Genomic DNA, 15,604 nt, shown 5'->3' on the forward strand with positions numbered 1-15,604 from the left:
GGCTCGACGGCGGGTGTGGTTGCGTTGGCCGCGGGAGACGAGTGCGGTTGCACAGCAACGCACGACGACGAGAGTCGTCCCATTCGTTCAGGAGTGCCCCCAATGCCGTCAGGCCCATCCGGGTCCGCCCGGCTCGACCCGGTTCGTTCGATCCTCACCGCTCGCGTGATCCGGGCGGGCGCATGAGGGCCGTGGTGTTCGACCGGCCGGGGCCGCCCGACGTCCTGCATGTCGCCGATGCGGCCCTCCATCGCCGTCGGCGTGCTGGCCGTGGCGTACCTCGTGGATCTGCGCGCACCCTTCCTGTTCAGCCTGACGGTGGTTCTGATCGTGCTGCTCCTGCTGCTCGTCGGGTCGTTCGTGCCGGCTGGGCACTGCACACCCTCGTCGAGCGCCCGGCCATGCGTCGCTTCGGCGCTCGCGAGGCACCACGACTGTTCCGTCGTTCCTCCCCACCACAGAAAGGCACAGCATGACCTTCCACTCCACGCCCGCCACCGAGCTCGACTACTTCGACGACGGTGACGGCGCTCCGCTCTTCCTGATCCACGGCACGGGCGCGGACGGCGATCTCAACTTCGGGCACCTGCTTCCTTCACTGTCCGGCCAGCGCCTCATCCGCCCGAATCTGCCCGGCACGGGGGAGGACCCGGACCTCGACGGTGTCGACCTCGACGTCATCGTCGACCGGATCGCGGCTCTCCACGACCGGACCCATGAGGGGCCCGTCGACCTGCTCGGCTTCTCGCTGGGCGCCGTCCTGGCCGCTGCGTACGCGGGCCGCTATCCGGAGCGGGTCCGTCGCCTGGTCCTGCTGGCCGGATGGGCGGGCCCCGATCCGCGGCACGAGCAGTTCATGCGGCTGTGGCGGCGGCTCGCCGACATCGATGATCGGGCTTACGGCGAATTCCTCGTCCTGACCCTGTTCAGCCCGCAGTTCGTCGCGGCCCTCGGCGACGGGGTCGACGAGGCCGTCCGTGGAACCGTTCCTCATGCGGGGACGTCCCGTCAGATCGAGCTCAATACGACGATCGACATCCGATCGCTCGCGCCGCGGATCACGGCGCCGACTCTGTTGGTGGCCGGGACGTCGGATGCGATCGTTCCGGCGGAAAAGGTGCAGGAACTCGCGCAGCTCATCGTCGGCAGCACGTACGCGGAGGTCGACAGTGGGCACATGCTGCTGGTCGAGCAGCCGGAGAAGGTGCTGTCGCTGGTGAGCGACTTCCTCGAGTAGCCCGCCGGCAGTGCCCCGGGGCACCGACCGCCGGTCTTTCGTACCGAGAACGATCGGCGCCGAGCCGTTAGTCTCCAGGAATGTGGCTGCTGGTCGAGAGCCTGTCGGAAGTGCCGACCGTCGTCTCCGAAGACGATCGCGCACGGAACTTCCGCCCGTTGGGAACCTATCTGCGGACCGGCGTGCGTGTCGCCGCCCTGAAGGCGGTCGCCGTCGTGCAGCGATCCCGGCGACCGGTCGACGTCGCGATCACCGACGGCGGCGTGGTCCGGGCGGCTCCGGTCTTCGGTCCGTCGCAGCGCGTGCACGCCGTCCAGTTGGGTATCGGCGAGTCGGACCTCGCGATGAGGCCGTTCGCCGCGGCGTACGAGTGGATCGTCGGTGAACCGGGGAAGCCGCTGCGGTCGTTCTGGACCGACGACTTCCAGCGGATGTACGGACTGCGGCAGCGTCGGAGCATCGCCGCGCCCTTCGGATTGGCCGATGTCTTCCAGCGCGTTCCGGGGCTTGCCGAGGTGACCAAGGCGATGCGCGGTGTCTACGATCCGACGCCCGGTGACTCGTTCGTCAACGAGTTCCTGGCCCGGCACGACGACGGAGCCGACCACCTGATCCGGTCGGTCCGTCGCGTCATCGCGACCGAGGGGCGGATCGTGATCCGCGGTGTCGACCAGGACGTGACCGCCCGCCTGGATCCCTGGGAGGCCACCTATGCCGCCGTCGATCACGACGCGCTCCGGCTCAGTCTGGACCGGTCGGATCGCTACGCGGCGATGCTGGATCTGCGTCACGGTGGCGTGATGACCTGGATCGGTAGCCGCCTGCCCGAGGTACCGCGCGCGGTGGCGAGTGGGCTCGAGCCCTTCCTCCACCCCGACGACGTCGACCGTGTCCGCGCGGACGTCACCGCGGGACGCCCGGTCGCCACCGAGGTGCGACTCGGCCTGCGTAACGGGTGGGCGCCGGTCGCGGTTCAACTCGATCGCATGATCGGCCACGGCCCGACGGTCGTGTGCCTGCTCATCGCGGCGGCCGCGGAGCGCCGTAGTGGGGCGACGGACGACGGGTCGGTCCCGGTCGCCGGGTGATCCCGCTCAGGTGGGTGGCGAGGCCGGACTGACGAGACGATCCCTGCCGACTTCGGTGACGGTCCCGTGCGACGACCCGTCCCACGCCGTCGGGATCAGTGCCGGCGTCATGATCCGGTGACGACGTGTCGTACCGCCGTGAGACGGTGCCCTCATGACATTCGACCGGCAGGGCATTCTCTGGGACGCGATCAACGGAAGGACCCCGCCGTCGCCGGCGGCGGAGCTCATGGCCTGGACGTTCCGGGCGGTCGATCCCGACGCCGGGACGCTGGAGGTCGGATTCGCACTCGACGAGCGGTTCACCAATCCCGTGGGCTCGATCCAGGGAGGCTTCGTTGCCGCGATGCTCGATGACACCTTGGGACCGGCCCTGGTCGCGACGCTGGAATCGAATCAATTCGCGCCGACCGTCTCGTTGAACGTGCAGTACCTGGCGCCGGCGTTGCCGGGGGAGTTCGTCGGGTACGGGCGCGTGGTGAAGAAGGGACGCGAGATCGCCTTCCTCGAGGGGTATCTCGTCGACGCCAGAGGAACGACTGTGGCGACGGCCAGTGCCACGAGCGTCATCCGCACCCTGCGTTGAGCTCCTACGCGTCGAATTCGACGCAGGCGACCGGTGCGACGCAGGCGGCCGGTACGACGACGAGGGCGGTCCGCTACGCGTTGAGTCGATGCACGGCATCCATTCCGGTGACCCTGCCATGTGGCCTGCGGTCGGCGCCCACGATCGATAGCCTCGGAACATGGCCATCAAACTCGAGAACGTCGCGATCGCGGTACGCGACCTGGAAGCGACTATCGCGTTCTTCACGGACTTGGGGCTCTCGGTGATCGGCCGGCAGACCGTCAGCGGGGAGTGGACCGACACGGCCGTCGGTCTGGACGGCAACCACGCGAAGATCGCGATGCTCGAAACGCCGGGCGGGCAGGGGCGCATCGAGCTGTTCGAGTACATCCACCCCGACGCGATCGAGACGGACCCGACTCTGCCCAATGAGATCGGCATGCACCGCGTGGCCTTCTCGGTCGACGATCTGGACGAGGCATTGGCCATCGCCGCCAAGCACGGCTGCCACCCGCTCCGCGGCGTCGGCATCTACGAGGACGTCTACAAGCTCACGTACGTCCGCGGCCCGAGCGGCATCATCGTGATGCTCGCCGAGGAGATCCAGAAGCGGTAGCGCCCGGATCCGTCAGGCCCGGTTCAGCGCCGCCGCGCGAGTGATCAGCTCACGGAAGGCGGCCTCGTCGACGGCATCGGATTCCTTGATGTCGATGGCGCGGCGGGTGCCGGCGGTGAGGCTCGCGTTGAAGAGCCCGGCGGGGTCGTCGATCGAGGCGCCTTTGGCGAAGGTCACCTTCACCTTGTCCTTGTAGGTCTCGACCGTGCACAGCAGGCCCCCGAGGGAGAACGTCGGCACGCCATCGGGATTGGAGGGCTTGCGCCACTTCACTTCTTCGACGGTGTCCGGCTCGGCCTCGAGGATCAGGCTGCGGATCGTCTCGACGGTGCGCTCTCGCCAGTCGGTGCTCATGGTCGAAAGGTACGCCGACGGCGGCCGGGGCGCGAAGGCCCCGGCCGCCGTGCGGTCGTCATGCGGGGGTCAGTGCACGTCCACCGAGGGGGTGTCGGTGACGCTGACGCCGCTGGAGCTGGCCGTGGCCGAGCCGGTGTCGGCCTCGACGCCGTGGTTGCCCGCGGCCGTGCTCGTCTCGACACCACCCGACGGTCCGGTCACCGACGCCGAGCCGGTGCTCGGGCTGACCGATGCGCTGCCGGTCTCCACGTGGCCGCTCGCGCTGCCCGCGGGCGTGGTGACCTCTGCCTCGGCCTTCGGGCCGGTCACCGTGGTGTTGCCGTTGGTCGCGACGGTCGCCGACCCCGTCGAGACGGCGGCCTCGCCACTGGCCACGGGGGTGGTGACGGAGCCGCTCGCGGCGGGGCCGGTCACCGAGACGCCGTTCGAGCCCGCGGAGGCGCTGCCCGTGCTGGCCGAGACGGTGCCGCCGCCGACCGGCGTGGAGACCGCACCGGTCCCGGACGGTCCGGTGACGGAGACGCCCGTGGGCGTGACGCTGCCACCGCCACCGTTGACGTTGAGCCCCGCGGTGACCACGTTGCCGACGTTCACGCCGGCCGTCAGGTCCGGAGCGTCGACCGTGAGGCCGCCGGTTCCGACGGTGATCGTCCCGGGCGTCACGCCGACGTTGCCGCCGCCGAGCGGCGTGGTGATCGCGCCGGAGATGCTCGGGGTGACGAGAACGAGCTGGCCGTTCTGGAACCCGATGCTGCCGAGGTTCAGAACGAGGTTGCCGCCGCCCAGGGGAGTGGTGAGACCCAGGTTGATGGCGGGGAGACCCACGATGAAGGTGTTGGCGCCGTAGGTCACCTTGACCGGCACGATGGTCGCGGACGCGCTGCCGAGGCCCAGCGGCGCGGTGGCGTTGAGCCCGAGGGACGGCGTCCACGTGGTGAGGCCACCCGTGGTGATGGCGCTGAGCGAGGTGTTCAGGCCCAGCGCGCTGCCCAGCGGGCCGTTGATGGTGGTGACGTTGCCGCCGACGCTGCCGAGTCCGAGCCCGGGGCCGAGGCCGACGAGGCCGTAGGTGGTGCTGGAGAGGCCGCCCAGGCCGAGCGGAGCGCCGACCGTGAAGGTGTCCTGCTGGCCGACTCCGAGCCACCCGGCCGGTGCGCCCGGCACCTGGCCGGTCGAGATGATCGGGCCCGACGTGTTGCTCACCGGGATGAGGCCACTGAGGACCGGGATCTGGTTCCAGGCTGCGACGCCCTGGTTGATCTGCGGCGCGATGATCGGGATCGTCGCCAGCGGAATCCCGCCGGGGAGGAGCGGGGCCGCGGCCAGGATCGCGTCGACCTGAGGGTTACCGGTGGGTGCGGCGTTCGCGGTCGCCGGGGTGGCGACGGTCAGCGTCGCGGCCGCCGCGACGGCGGTGGCGGCAACGGCGCTGCGGCGCACCGTCTTCCGGGCATGCTTGGGCGAGGTAGGGGACATGGAGGACCTCCGGTTCATGAAGGTTCGGCGGGCTCGGTCGAGGGCGCCGGAATAGCGGGGATGTGGACCCAGCAGAAAATCGAGGCGTCTGCGCTCGGAACGAGTGCCTGAAGCGGCGCCTGTGCATCTCCTGGGAGTTCTGAAGTTATCAGTATTTCCACGGTTTCCCAATAGCTTTCGAAGCTATTCGTTCAAGACGATTCGAGCTACTGCGCAGTAGCGAAATCCTAAGAGTTCTAACAGAACCCGTTCCATCTGTTTGCGATCGAACGTCGCTGATCAATCGGTGTATTCGTAACCGTTTCGGAGTGCTCGAATTGTCGATCGCGGGCACGGATAAAGGGCCGTCTAGCCGCGCTAAATACCGAGTTCGCACAAGTGGATGTGAGCGGGGTTCGGGGCGCGTGTGAGGAGACGCTGCAGCGCCCGCTATCGTGAATGTCGTGTTCACTGCTCAGCAACGACAGGACGTGGCCAATCGCCTCCTCGGCGCCGCGGAGGAGTCCGAGGAACTGATCGCGGGTGCCGTCGTCGGTGCGGCTGCCGCCGGCGCGCTCGACGCCCTGACCGGCATCGACCTGATGTTCGCCGCCGCACCGGATCTCACGATCGGCGAGGTGTGGGACATCTGGGGTGAGCGCATGTACCGCGAGTTCGGCGCGATCCACCACACCGGTGACGATGCCGGCGTCGTCTACCTCCTGCCGGATCTGCTCACGGCGAGGACTGCGATCGTGCCCGCAGCGCGGTTCGGGCCGCGCCAGGGCGAGCCGTTCCACCAAGTCTTCGGACAGGTGGTGCCGCAGCCCGCGGCTCGCTACAGGACGACGGACCTCGTCGGACCGGCGTGGCTGGCCGCGCTGCACACGCGCGCCGCGCTGCTTCGCGGTGACGGCGCCTCCGCCGCACGCGCTCTCGGCGACTTGCGCGAGGCCCTGATCGCGCTCGCAGGCGCACGCACCGGCGCTCCGCCCGGATACCTCGAACCCGCGGATCGCGACCGGATCCGCGCCACGGAGACCGGATCCCGCGACGCCGGCACCGTCGCGAAGGCCTTCGGTCTCGCCGTACAGCTGCTCGATGCTGAGCTGCAGGCCGTTGCGCCCGCGGTCGCCGACGCCGTCGCGCTCCCGCTGCTCGAGGAGATCGCCGGCTGACGCCGGTACCGTGGAACCATGCACGACCAGCAGAAGGAGGCGCCGCGGACCGGGCCGCGCGCGTGGCGCGCGAAGATCAAGGCGACCCGGCACGGCACACTCGCGTGGCGGGTGTGCGTCGGCGTGATCGGCGGCATCGTGCTCATCGCCGGGATCATCGCGATCCCGTACCCGGGCCCGGGTTGGCTCATCGTCTTCGCGGGGCTCGGCATTCTCGCCACTGAATTCGACTGGGCGCATCGCCTTCTGCGGTTCGCCCGCGAGCGCTACGACCGTTTCGCCGCCTGGCTCTCGCGTCAGAACATCCTCGTCAAGGGCGCGTTCGGCGTCGGCACCTGCCTGATCGTTCTGGCCACCGTCTGGCTGCTGGGTGCCGCCGCGATGATCGGCGGCTGGTTCGGCATTCACTGGCCTTGGCTCGCCAGCCCGCTGTTCGGGTGATCGCGGAACTCCGGCGTTCGGTCGCCGCCCCCGACGACCGCGTCGCCGGAGTCCTGTACTGGTACGCCCTCTCAGGCGCCCTGGCGCGGCTCGCGGTCGCCCGACGAGACGCGTCGTCGGCCGCGATCAGGCCCGGCCCCGGTGGTTGGCCGGACGTGGGGGAGGCGGCACCGTCGGCCGCCCCGGGGGGCGACCTCGCCCGTGCTTGCCATCGCCTCATCCCGGCCCTCGCGGCCGAATCGGGCGCCGCGGAGCGGGCGCTCTGGGCGATCGCGACCGACTCGATCGCGTCCGCGGCGCTGGACACCGCTGACCCGCGCACCGTCGCCGACGAGCTCCTGCACGCCTGCGGCCCCGAGGCGCCCGCCGCACGGTTCGAGGAGGTACCCGGGCGCGGCACCGTCGTCCGACGGGGCTCCTGCTGCCTGCTCTACCTGTGCCCCGGCATGACGAAGTGCCTCAGCTGCCCGCGGCAGACGCCCGGGGAGCGGCGCGCCCGGCTCGCCTGAGCGTCGCCTCGGGCGCGTCGCGCGGCCGTCGACCGATAGGATCGAATCCACTGACAACCGCGTGCGGCCAGGTATGCCGCCCGCTACATGACTAGGAGCACTGTGAGCACCACCTTCGTCGTCCCGGCAGGAATCGCCGCCGGGGCCGCCATGCGCGAGCTGGAACTTCCCAACAAGGGCCCCGAGGCCGTCGTCGTCGTCAAGACCGCCGACGGCACCCTCAAGGACCTGAGCTGGATTCCGGAGACCGACACCGAGGTCGAGGCCGTCGCGGCGAACACGGAGGACGGACGCAGCGTGATCCGCCACTCGGCGGCGCACGTCCTCGCGCAGGCCGTGCAGGACGGTTTCCCCGGCACCAAGCTGGGTATCGGCCCGCCCATCAAGGACGGCTTCTACTACGACTTCGACGTCGCCGAACCCTTCACCCCCGAGGACCTCAAGAGCCTCGAGAAGAAGATGAAGCAGATCATCAAGGCGGGGCAGAAGTTCAGCCGCCGCGTCTACGACAGCAAGGACGAGGCGCGCGCCGAGCTGGCGGGCGAGCCGTACAAGCTCGAGCTCATCGACGACAAGGGCGCGGCCGAGGACAGCGAGGTCATGGAGGTCGGCGGCGCCGAGCTCACCGCCTACGATAACCTCAATCCCCGCACCGGCGAGCGGATCTGGGGCGACCTGTGCCGCGGCCCGCACGTGCCCACCACCAAGTACATTCCCGCGGTGAAGCTGACCCGCAGCTCCGCGGCGTACTGGCGCGGCGATCAGAACAACGCCGACCTGCAGCGCGTCTACGGCACCGCGTGGGAGTCGCCCGAGGCGATGGACGAGTACCTCGAGCTGCTCGCCGAGGCGGAGAAGCGCGACCACCGCAAGCTGGGCGCCGAGCTGGACCTGTTCAGCTTCCCGGACGAACTGGGCTCCGGCCTGCCCGTCTTCCACCCAAAGGGCGGCATCATCCGCAAGGAGCTGGAGGAGTACTCGCGGCAGCGGCACATCGACGCCGGCTACGACTTCGTCAACACCCCGCACCTCACCAAGAGCACGCTGTACGAGGTGTCGGGCCACCTGGACTGGTACAAGGACGGGATGTTCCCGGCCATGCACCTCGACGCCGAGTACGACGACGAGGGCAACGTCACCAAGCCCGGCCAGGACTACTACGTCAAGCCGATGAACTGCCCGATGCACAACCTGATCTTCGACGCCCGTGGCCGCTCGTACCGCGAGCTGCCGCTGCGGCTCTTCGAGTTCGGCTCGGTGTACCGGTACGAGAAGTCCGGCGTGATCCACGGCCTGACCCGCGTGCGCGGCATGACGCAGGACGACGCCCACATCTACTGCACCAAGGAGCAGATGCACGAGGAGCTGACCACGACCCTCGAGTTCGTGCTCTCGCTGCTCAAGGACTACGGCCTCGACGACTTCTACCTCGAGCTCTCCACCAAGGATCCGGAGAAGTACGTCGGCTCCGACGACGTCTGGGAGGAGGCGACCAAGACCCTCCAGCAGGTCGCGGAGGCCTCGGGCCTCGACCTCGTGCCCGATCCGGGCGGTGCCGCCTTCTACGGCCCGAAGATCTCCGTGCAGGCCAAGGACGCGCTCGGCCGCACCTGGCAGATGTCCACCATCCAGCTGGACTTCAACCTGCCCGAGCGGTTCGAGCTCGAGTACACCGCGCCCGACGGCACCAAGCAGCGCCCGGTCATGATCCACCGCGCCCTGTTCGGCTCCATCGAGCGCTTCTTCGGCGTGCTCACCGAGCACTACGCCGGTGCCTTCCCCGCGTGGCTCGCCCCGCAGCAGGTCGTCGGCATCCCCGTCGCGGACCAGTTCGGCGATCACCTGGAGACGGTGATCCGCGCGCTCCGCAAGCACGGGATCCGCGCCGAGGTCGACCACAGCGACGACCGCATGCAGAAGAAGATCCGCAACCACACGACGCAGAAGGTGCCGTTCATGCTGCTGGCCGGCGAGCGCGACCAGGAGGCGGGCGCGGTCAGCTTCCGATTCCGCGACGGCACGCAGGTCAACGAGGTCCCCGTCGAGGACGCCGTGCAGCGGATCGTCGACTGGGTGCACGCGCGCCGCAACGAGTCCCCGACGGCCGAACTGCTCGGCCCGGCGGAGAGCACCGTCGGAACGGCCTGACCGGAACCGACGGACGAGACGGGGAGAGGAATCGATGACGGACGCCACGGACGGCGACGCGCGGGGTGCGCACACCGACTTCGGGGTCGGCGACGGTGACGAGAGCATCGAGCGGCTCTGGACGCCGTACCGGATGCGGTACCTCGTCGATTCCCCTCCCGTCCCCGAGGGCAGCACCGCGTTCCTGGAGATCCCCAAGCTGGCGGACGAGGACGGCCTGATCGTGGCCCGCGGCGAGCACTGCTACGTGGTGCTCAACCTCTTCCCGTACAACCCGGGGCATTGCATGGTCGTGCCGTACCGGCAGGTGGCCGAACTGGAGGACCTCACCGACGACGAGGCCTTCGAGCTGATCAAGCTCACCCAGAAGACGATCCGCGTGATCAAGCGGATCTCGCGGCCCGCGGCGTTCAACGTGGGCTTCAACCTGGGGCGCTCGGGCGGCGGTTCGATCGCCGAGCACCTGCATCAGCACATCGTGCCCCGGTGGCCCGGCGATGCGAACTACATCACGGTGCTCTCGGGCACTAAGGTGATGCCGCAGCTCCTCGGACAGACCCGGGCGCTGATGGCCAAGGCCTGGGAGGAGGTCTAGGAGTGTCGTCGATCTTCAGCCGTGAGGCGGTCTCCAAGGTCACCCATCCGATCGCGAAGGTGCTGATCAGGACCGGGTTGACCCCGGACGCGGTGACGCTCTTCGGCACGGCCTGCTCGGTGACGGCGGCGCTGTGGCTCTTCCCGACGGACCACCTGTTCGTCGGCACGTTGATCATCTGGTTCTTCGTCATGTTCGACATGCTCGACGGCGCCATGGCCCGCGTCCGGGGCGGCGGCACCAGGTTCGGGGCGTGGCTCGACGCGACGTGCGACCGGGTCGCGGACGGTGCGATCTTCGCCGGCCTCGCCTGGTGGGCCGTGTTCACCGAGGACAACCGCTACAACCTGCTGATCGCCACCCTGATCTGCCTGGTCACCTCGCAGGTGATCAGCTACGCGAAGGCCCGCGCGGAGGCCTCGGGCCTCAAGGGCGACGGTGGCTGGATCGAGCGCCCGGAGCGCCTCATCATCGTGCTGGTGGGTGCGGGCTTCACCGGCCTGGGCCTCTGGTGGGCGATCCACGTCGCGATGTGGTTCCTGGCGGTCACCAGCATCGTCACCGTGCTCCAGCGGGCCCTCAGCGTGCGGCGCTCGCCCGGGGCCACCGACCTGCTGCCGCTGCCGCAGGCGGCCGCGCAGCGCGAGGAGGACCAGGCGTGATCGACCCGCGTGAAGAGGTCGCCGACCTCGCCTACCGGACCGGCTGGGCCGTCACCAAGCGGATGCCCGAATCCGCAGCGAAATTCCTCATCGACGACGTGGGCGGGCGGATCGGCGCGCGCGGCGACAACACCCAACTCCGGAAGAACCTCGCGCGGGTCCTCGGCACCACGCCGGATGCGGTGCCGCAGAGCCTGATCGAGGAGTCGTCACGGTCGTACGCGCGGTACTGGCGCGAGTCCTTCCGGCTGCCGTCGATGGACCTCGTCGAGCTCGGCGCCCGCCTCGACCAGTACGTCGACGTGCCGAGCCTGCACGAGGCGATGGACGCGGGGACCGGCGCGGTGCTCGCCCTGCCGCACAGCGGGAACTGGGACATGGCCGGAGTGTGGCTCGTGCAGAAGTACGGGCGCTTCGCCACCGTCGCCGAGCGGCTCAAGCCCGAATCGCTGTTCCGCCGGTTCGTCGAGTACCGCGAATCGCTCGGATTCGAGATCTTCCCGCTGTCCGGCGGCGAGCAGCCACCCATGCAGGCGCTGGGGCAGCGGCTGCGCGAAGGACGCCCCATCTGCCTGCTCGGCGAGCGCGACCTCGCGCGGCACGGGGTCCCCGTCACCTTCTTCGGCGAGCGCACCCGGATGCCCGCCGGTCCCGCGAAGCTCGCCATCGATACCGGCGCGCCGCTGCTGCCGGTGCACTGCTGGTTCGAGGGCGACGCCTGGGGGTTCAAGGCAGAGGATCCGATCGACGTCTCGGGCGGCATCGAGAGCGCCACGCAGAAGCTGGCGCACGCGTTCGAGCGCAACATCGCCCAGCACCCCGCCGACTGGCACATGCTCCAGCCCCTGTGGGAGGCCGACTGGTCGCAGGCGCGCCGCGATCGGATCCTCGGCGACCCGGCCGACGGCACTCCGGGTGAGGGCTCAGGGGTGCGCTGATGCGGATCGGGATGATCTGCCCGTACTCGTTCGACGTGGCGGGCGGGGTACAGGCGCACGTCGTGGACCTGGCCCGGGTGCTCATCGAGCGCGGCCACGAGGTCTCGGTGCTCACCCCGTCGTCGAAGGAGACGGTGCTGCCCGACTTCGCCGTCTCGTCCGGCAAGGCCGTCGCGATCCCGTACAACGGCTCCGTCTCCCGGCTCTCCTTCGGCCCCAAGGCGTTCGGCCGGTTGCGGAAGTGGATCCGGAAGGGGGAGTTCGACGTCCTCCACGTCCACGAGCCGAACGCTCCGAGTCTCGGCATGCTCGCGCTGGCGATCGCCGACGGGCCCATCGTCGCGACCTTCCACACGTCCACCGAGAAATCGTTGGTGCTGTCGGTGTTCCAGAGCGTGCTGCGCCCGTCGCACGAGAAGATCCGCGGCAAGATCGCGGTCTCGGAGCTGGCCCGTCGCTGGCAGATGGAGTCGCTCGGCTCCGACGCCATCGAGATCCCCAACGGCGTCGATGTGCGCGCCTTCGCCGACGGCGACCGCCTGCCGGGTTACCCACGTCCGGGGAAGACGGTGCTCTTCCTCGGCCGGTACGACGAGCCGCGCAAGGGCATGGCCGTGTTCCTCGAGGCGCTGCCCGCCATCGTCGCGGCCCAGCCCGACATCGAAGTCCTCGTCATCGGCCGCGGCGACGAGGAGAAGCTGCTGCGCGAGGCCGGCCCGTACGCGAAGCACCTACGGCTCATGGGCGCGGTCACCGACGAGGAGAAGGCCGCAGCGCTCCGCTCCGCCGACATCTACGTCGCGCCCAACCTCGGCGGCGAGAGCTTCGGCATCGTCCTCGTCGAGGCCATGGCCGCCGGGACCGCCGTCGTCGCGAGCGACCTCAACGCCTTCGAGCGCGTCCTCGACGGGGGAGAGGCCGGCCGCCTGTTCCCGGTCGGCGACGGTGCCTCCCTCGGCCGCGCGATCGTCGAGCTGCTCGACGACGACTTCCGCCGCGCCGAGCTGGTCACGCACGCCTCCGAGGTGGTCTGGCGCTTCGATTGGTCCGTCGTGGCCGAGCAGGTGATCCGCGTCTACGAGACCGTCGCCGTGCCCGGCGTGGTCGTGTCGATCGACGACTGAAGGGGGCCGCCGTGCTGAATCTCACCGCCACCACCGTGCTCGTCATCGGCCTCATCGTGATGGCCGTGCTGATCGTCGCGGCCCTGGCGTACCAGACCGCGCACCGTCTGGACCGCCTCCACGTGCGGGTCGACCTGTCGCTCGCCGCGCTCGACGCCGCCCTCGCCCGACGGTCCGCCGTCGCCCGGGCCGTCGCCGCGACGCTCCCCCCCGAACCGGGGCAGGCGCTGCGTGCCGCCGCGGACCGCGCCGAGAACGCCGCGCCCGAGGACCGGATGCCGATGGAGAACCGGCTCTCCGCCGCGATCGGCGCCATCGACATCGAGACCCTGCCGCGATCGCTCGTCGCCGAGATCGCCGACGCCGACACCCGCGTGACCATGGCCCGCCGTTTCCACAACGACGCCGTCCGCGACACCCGGGCCCTCCGCGGCCGCCGGTTCGTGCGCTGGCTGTACCTCGGCGGCACGGCACCCATGCCCCAGTACTTCGACATCGTCGACCGCGGCGGGATCCTCCCGGCGGCCCTGCTCGCCGCGAACGACGAGCGCCGCGTCTCCGCGCGGGTCATCGTCGTGGACCCCGACGGTGCCGTGCTCGTCGTCCGCGGTCACGAGCCCGTCCCGGAGGGGACGCGTCCCGCCGGCCACTGGTGGTTCACCGTGGGCGGGGGAGTCGAGCGCGGCGAGGATCTGCGCGCCGCGGCCGCCCGCGAGCTGCGCGAGGAGACGGGCCGCGTGCTCGCGCCCTCGGCGTTCGTCGGCCCGCTCTTCCGCCGCGAGGCGGTCTTCTCCTTCGACGGTGACGTGATCGACTCCGTCGAGTACTTCTTCGCCGTCGAGTGCGAGCGGTTCGATCCGGCACCGTCGGGCTGGACGGAGCTCGAACGACGGACCCTCGACGAGATGCGCTGGTGCACCCCCGACGAGATCCGCGTGCTCGCGGACCCCGTCTACCCCGCGGCGCTCGCCGACCTCATCCCCGACGTGCAGAACGCGTTCGCGTCCGGGGAGGTACCGGGCGAGCCGGTCGCGATCGAATAAGGAGGCGCGATGCAACCGAAGGAGATCTCCGGATACCGGGTGGTGCGCCGCCTGGGCGCGGGCGGCATGGGTGAGGTCTTCCTCGTCGAGCACCCGCGGCTGCCGCGACAGGACGCGCTGAAGCTCCTCGGCCCACACCTCGGCGACGATCCGAGTTTCGCCGCGCGCTTCCTCCGGGAGGCCGACATCCTGGCCGGCCTGCGGCACCCCAACATCGTCACGATCCACGACCGCGGCGAGTTCGACGGCCGGCTCTGGCTCGCGATGGAGTACGTCGAGGGTGAGGACGCCGCACAGTACCTGCGCACACGTGGCCCGCTGCCGCCCGCCATGGTGGCCGACGTGATCGAGCAAGTCGGCAGCGCGCTGGATTGGGCGTGGAGCGAGCGCCGGCTGACGCACCGCGACGTCAAACCCGGCAACATCCTCCTCGCGCCCGTGCGGCCGGGGCGGCCCGTCGCCGTGAAGCTGGTGGACTTCGGTATCGCCAAGGCGACCGACGAGGCCAGTTCCCTCACCGAATCCGGCGTTGCCGTCGGGACGATGGCCTACCTCGCGCCCGAGGTGATCGAGGGCAACCCCCTGGACAACCGGGCCGACGAGTATTCGCTCGCCTGCGCTGCGTTCGAACTGCTCACCGGCACGCCGCCGTACGGCCCCGCCGCGCCGAGCTCCATGCTGATGGCGCACCTGCAGGCGCCCGTTCCCGACCCCGCGACGCGTGTCGCGGGCATCCCGCCCGCTCTGGCGCCGGTGTTCGAGCGGGCGCTGGCCAAGCAGCCGCGCGACCGTTTCCCGGACAACGCGCAGTTCGCCGCGGCCTTCCGGGCGGCGCTGACGGCGCCGGCACCGTCGCCCCGCCTCGGCGGTCCGCGGGTACTGGGTGGGCCGGGTGCCGGTCCCGGTGTGGGGTCCGGGCCCACCGTGATCCGGCCGACGCCGCCGCCGATGTCGCCCGTGCCGCCGTCGGGATCGACGGGGCCGTCGACGCCGGCCCAGCCGTTGGCCGGATTGCCGAGTACTCCCGCACCCGGCCCCGCGCCGACCGCCGTCGGCGGCCCCGGTGGCGGGGGCTCGGCGCGCGGCCGCGTGTGGGCCCTGGCGGCACTGGTCGTCGTGCTGGTGATCGCGCTCCTGTCGGTCGGCTACCTCGCCCTCGTGCGGGGCGGGGGCTCGACCACCGCGGACCCGACGACGGGCGCGGGGACGACGGGCGCGGGCCCGACATCGGGCGCTTCGACGGTGCCGACGGGGGCCTCCGACTCCGCCTCGGCGCCGACGGTCCCCGGCACCGACGCGTACGGCTTCGTCGGCAGCCCCGCCCGGTGCGCCGGCGGCGAGACGCTGCAGCTGGCGCTGCTCACGTCGAAGGCGAACGGCGGCGGGTCGCGCGTAGTGATCTGCGGTTCCACCGGCGATTTCACCTACCGCGGGGCGCAGATCTCCGGCGACAACAGCGGCATCACCCTCACCGCGACGCGCAGGGGCGACGGTGCCTTCCGTGCCGTCAACCGCGACGCCAAGGGCAAGGACAAGGACGACACCGTCTACACCGTGAGTTCCGGTGGCCTGGTGATCACCCGCGGCGACGGCCGCGCCGTCTCGTCGGAGCCCGCTCGCTCCATCTGGACCCGCTGACGGCGGT

16 protein-coding genes are annotated in these 15,604 nt (G+C 70.4%); 14 read left to right on the top strand and 2 right to left on the bottom strand.

Going from position 1 to position 15,604, the window contains the following annotated elements; genetic code table 11:
• Positions 1-472 precede the first annotated feature (472 nt).
• From BLW32_RS11500 to BLW32_RS11515, 4 genes are all read left to right on the top strand, one after another.
• Positions 473-1,237, top strand: coding sequence for an alpha/beta fold hydrolase (locus tag BLW32_RS11500; RefSeq protein ID WP_068742089.1), 765 nt, complete (start codon positions 473-475; stop codon positions 1,235-1,237).
• 80 nt (positions 1,238-1,317) lie between these two features.
• On the top strand, positions 1,318-2,325 hold the full coding sequence (locus tag BLW32_RS11505; protein WP_068742088.1) for a GAF domain-containing protein: 1,008 nt from the start codon (positions 1,318-1,320) through the stop codon (positions 2,323-2,325).
• A gap of 154 nt (positions 2,326-2,479) precedes the next feature.
• Positions 2,480-2,911, top strand: a complete 432-nt coding sequence (locus BLW32_RS11510) for a PaaI family thioesterase (protein ID WP_068525152.1) — start codon at positions 2,480-2,482, stop codon at positions 2,909-2,911.
• Between the two features lie 160 nt (positions 2,912-3,071).
• Positions 3,072-3,509 (top strand): VOC family protein, encoded by a 438-nt coding sequence (locus BLW32_RS11515; RefSeq protein ID WP_068525154.1) that lies wholly within the window; start codon positions 3,072-3,074, stop codon positions 3,507-3,509.
• Between the two features lie 12 nt (positions 3,510-3,521).
• Here the strand turns inward: BLW32_RS11515 and BLW32_RS11520 are convergent, their stop codons facing one another.
• Together BLW32_RS11520 and BLW32_RS11525 are read right to left on the bottom strand one after the other, a co-directional pair.
• Positions 3,522-3,863 carry a DUF1801 domain-containing protein gene (locus tag BLW32_RS11520; RefSeq protein ID WP_068525156.1) on the bottom strand — a complete coding sequence of 114 codons (342 nt, stop codon included), beginning with the start codon at positions 3,861-3,863 and terminating at the stop codon, positions 3,522-3,524.
• Positions 3,864-3,932: 69 nt separating this feature from the next.
• A complete protein-coding gene (locus BLW32_RS11525; protein WP_139286132.1) occupies positions 3,933-5,342 on the bottom strand; it encodes a hypothetical protein in 1,410 nt (469 codons plus the stop codon).
• A 443-nt stretch (positions 5,343-5,785) separates the two neighbouring features.
• Here BLW32_RS11525 and BLW32_RS11530 point away from each other — a divergent pair, with 443 nt between their 5' ends.
• From BLW32_RS11530 to BLW32_RS11575, 10 genes are all read left to right on the top strand, one after another.
• A complete protein-coding gene (locus BLW32_RS11530) occupies positions 5,786-6,499 on the top strand; it encodes a hypothetical protein (protein ID WP_139286133.1) in 714 nt (237 codons plus the stop codon).
• Positions 6,500-6,517: 18 nt separating this feature from the next.
• Complete coding sequence (locus BLW32_RS11535; protein ID WP_068525162.1) at positions 6,518-6,940, top strand: TIGR02611 family protein; 423 nt, start codon at positions 6,518-6,520, stop codon at positions 6,938-6,940.
• A complete protein-coding gene (locus BLW32_RS11540; protein WP_068742086.1) occupies positions 6,937-7,449 on the top strand; it encodes a (2Fe-2S)-binding protein in 513 nt (170 codons plus the stop codon). The genes BLW32_RS11535 and BLW32_RS11540 overlap by 4 nt, the downstream gene beginning before the upstream one ends.
• A 150-nt stretch (positions 7,450-7,599) precedes the next feature.
• Positions 7,600-9,597: a threonine--tRNA ligase gene (gene thrS / locus BLW32_RS11545; protein WP_372456755.1), complete on the top strand. Its 1,998-nt coding sequence runs from the start codon at positions 7,600-7,602 to the stop codon at positions 9,595-9,597.
• Positions 9,598-9,631: 34 nt separating this feature from the next.
• Complete coding sequence (locus tag BLW32_RS11550; RefSeq protein ID WP_068525168.1) at positions 9,632-10,192, top strand: HIT family protein; 561 nt, start codon at positions 9,632-9,634, stop codon at positions 10,190-10,192.
• Between the two features lie 2 nt (positions 10,193-10,194).
• Positions 10,195-10,854 (top strand): phosphatidylinositol phosphate synthase, encoded by a 660-nt coding sequence (gene pgsA / locus BLW32_RS11555; RefSeq protein ID WP_068525170.1) that lies wholly within the window; start codon positions 10,195-10,197, stop codon positions 10,852-10,854.
• Positions 10,854-11,792 (top strand): phosphatidylinositol mannoside acyltransferase, encoded by a 939-nt coding sequence (locus tag BLW32_RS11560; RefSeq protein WP_068742326.1) that lies wholly within the window; start codon positions 10,854-10,856, stop codon positions 11,790-11,792. The genes pgsA and BLW32_RS11560 overlap by 1 nt, the downstream gene beginning before the upstream one ends.
• Positions 11,792-12,916, top strand: a complete 1,125-nt coding sequence (locus BLW32_RS11565) for a glycosyltransferase family 4 protein (RefSeq protein WP_068742085.1) — start codon at positions 11,792-11,794, stop codon at positions 12,914-12,916. The genes BLW32_RS11560 and BLW32_RS11565 overlap by 1 nt, the downstream gene beginning before the upstream one ends.
• A gap of 14 nt (positions 12,917-12,930) precedes the next feature.
• Positions 12,931-13,959: an NUDIX hydrolase gene (locus tag BLW32_RS11570; RefSeq protein ID WP_102103290.1), complete on the top strand. Its 1,029-nt coding sequence runs from the start codon at positions 12,931-12,933 to the stop codon at positions 13,957-13,959.
• Between the two features lie 9 nt (positions 13,960-13,968).
• Positions 13,969-15,597 carry a serine/threonine-protein kinase gene (locus BLW32_RS11575; RefSeq protein WP_068742084.1) on the top strand — a complete coding sequence of 543 codons (1,629 nt, stop codon included), beginning with the start codon at positions 13,969-13,971 and terminating at the stop codon, positions 15,595-15,597.
• Positions 15,598-15,604 lie beyond the last annotated feature (7 nt).

The sequence above is a fragment of the Tsukamurella tyrosinosolvens genome (assembly GCF_900104775.1).
Taxonomy (GTDB): Bacteria; Actinomycetota; Actinomycetes; order Mycobacteriales; family Mycobacteriaceae; genus Tsukamurella; species Tsukamurella tyrosinosolvens.

Bases quoted from the DNA above. Each gene is read 5' to 3' on its own strand.
- BLW32_RS11520 (WP_068525156.1), bottom strand. From the start codon at position 3,863: ATGAGCACCGACTGGCGAGAGCGCACCGTCGAGACGATCCGCAGCCTG.
- BLW32_RS11575 (WP_068742084.1), top strand. From the start codon at position 13,969: ATGCAACCGAAGGAGATCTCCGGATACCGGGTGGTGCGCCGCCTGGGC.
- BLW32_RS11500 (WP_068742089.1), top strand. From the start codon at position 473: ATGACCTTCCACTCCACGCCCGCCACCGAGCTCGACTACTTCGACGAC.
- BLW32_RS11535 (WP_068525162.1), top strand. From the start codon at position 6,518: ATGCACGACCAGCAGAAGGAGGCGCCGCGGACCGGGCCGCGCGCGTGG.
- BLW32_RS11550 (WP_068525168.1), top strand. From the start codon at position 9,632: ATGACGGACGCCACGGACGGCGACGCGCGGGGTGCGCACACCGACTTC.
- BLW32_RS11505 (WP_068742088.1), top strand. From the start codon at position 1,318: ATGTGGCTGCTGGTCGAGAGCCTGTCGGAAGTGCCGACCGTCGTCTCC.
- BLW32_RS11515 (WP_068525154.1), top strand. From the start codon at position 3,072: ATGGCCATCAAACTCGAGAACGTCGCGATCGCGGTACGCGACCTGGAA.
- BLW32_RS11510 (WP_068525152.1), top strand. From the start codon at position 2,480: ATGACATTCGACCGGCAGGGCATTCTCTGGGACGCGATCAACGGAAGG.
- BLW32_RS11565 (WP_068742085.1), top strand. From the start codon at position 11,792: ATGCGGATCGGGATGATCTGCCCGTACTCGTTCGACGTGGCGGGCGGG.
- thrS (WP_372456755.1), top strand. From the start codon at position 7,600: ATGCGCGAGCTGGAACTTCCCAACAAGGGCCCCGAGGCCGTCGTCGTC.
- BLW32_RS11525 (WP_139286132.1), bottom strand. From the start codon at position 5,342: ATGTCCCCTACCTCGCCCAAGCATGCCCGGAAGACGGTGCGCCGCAGC.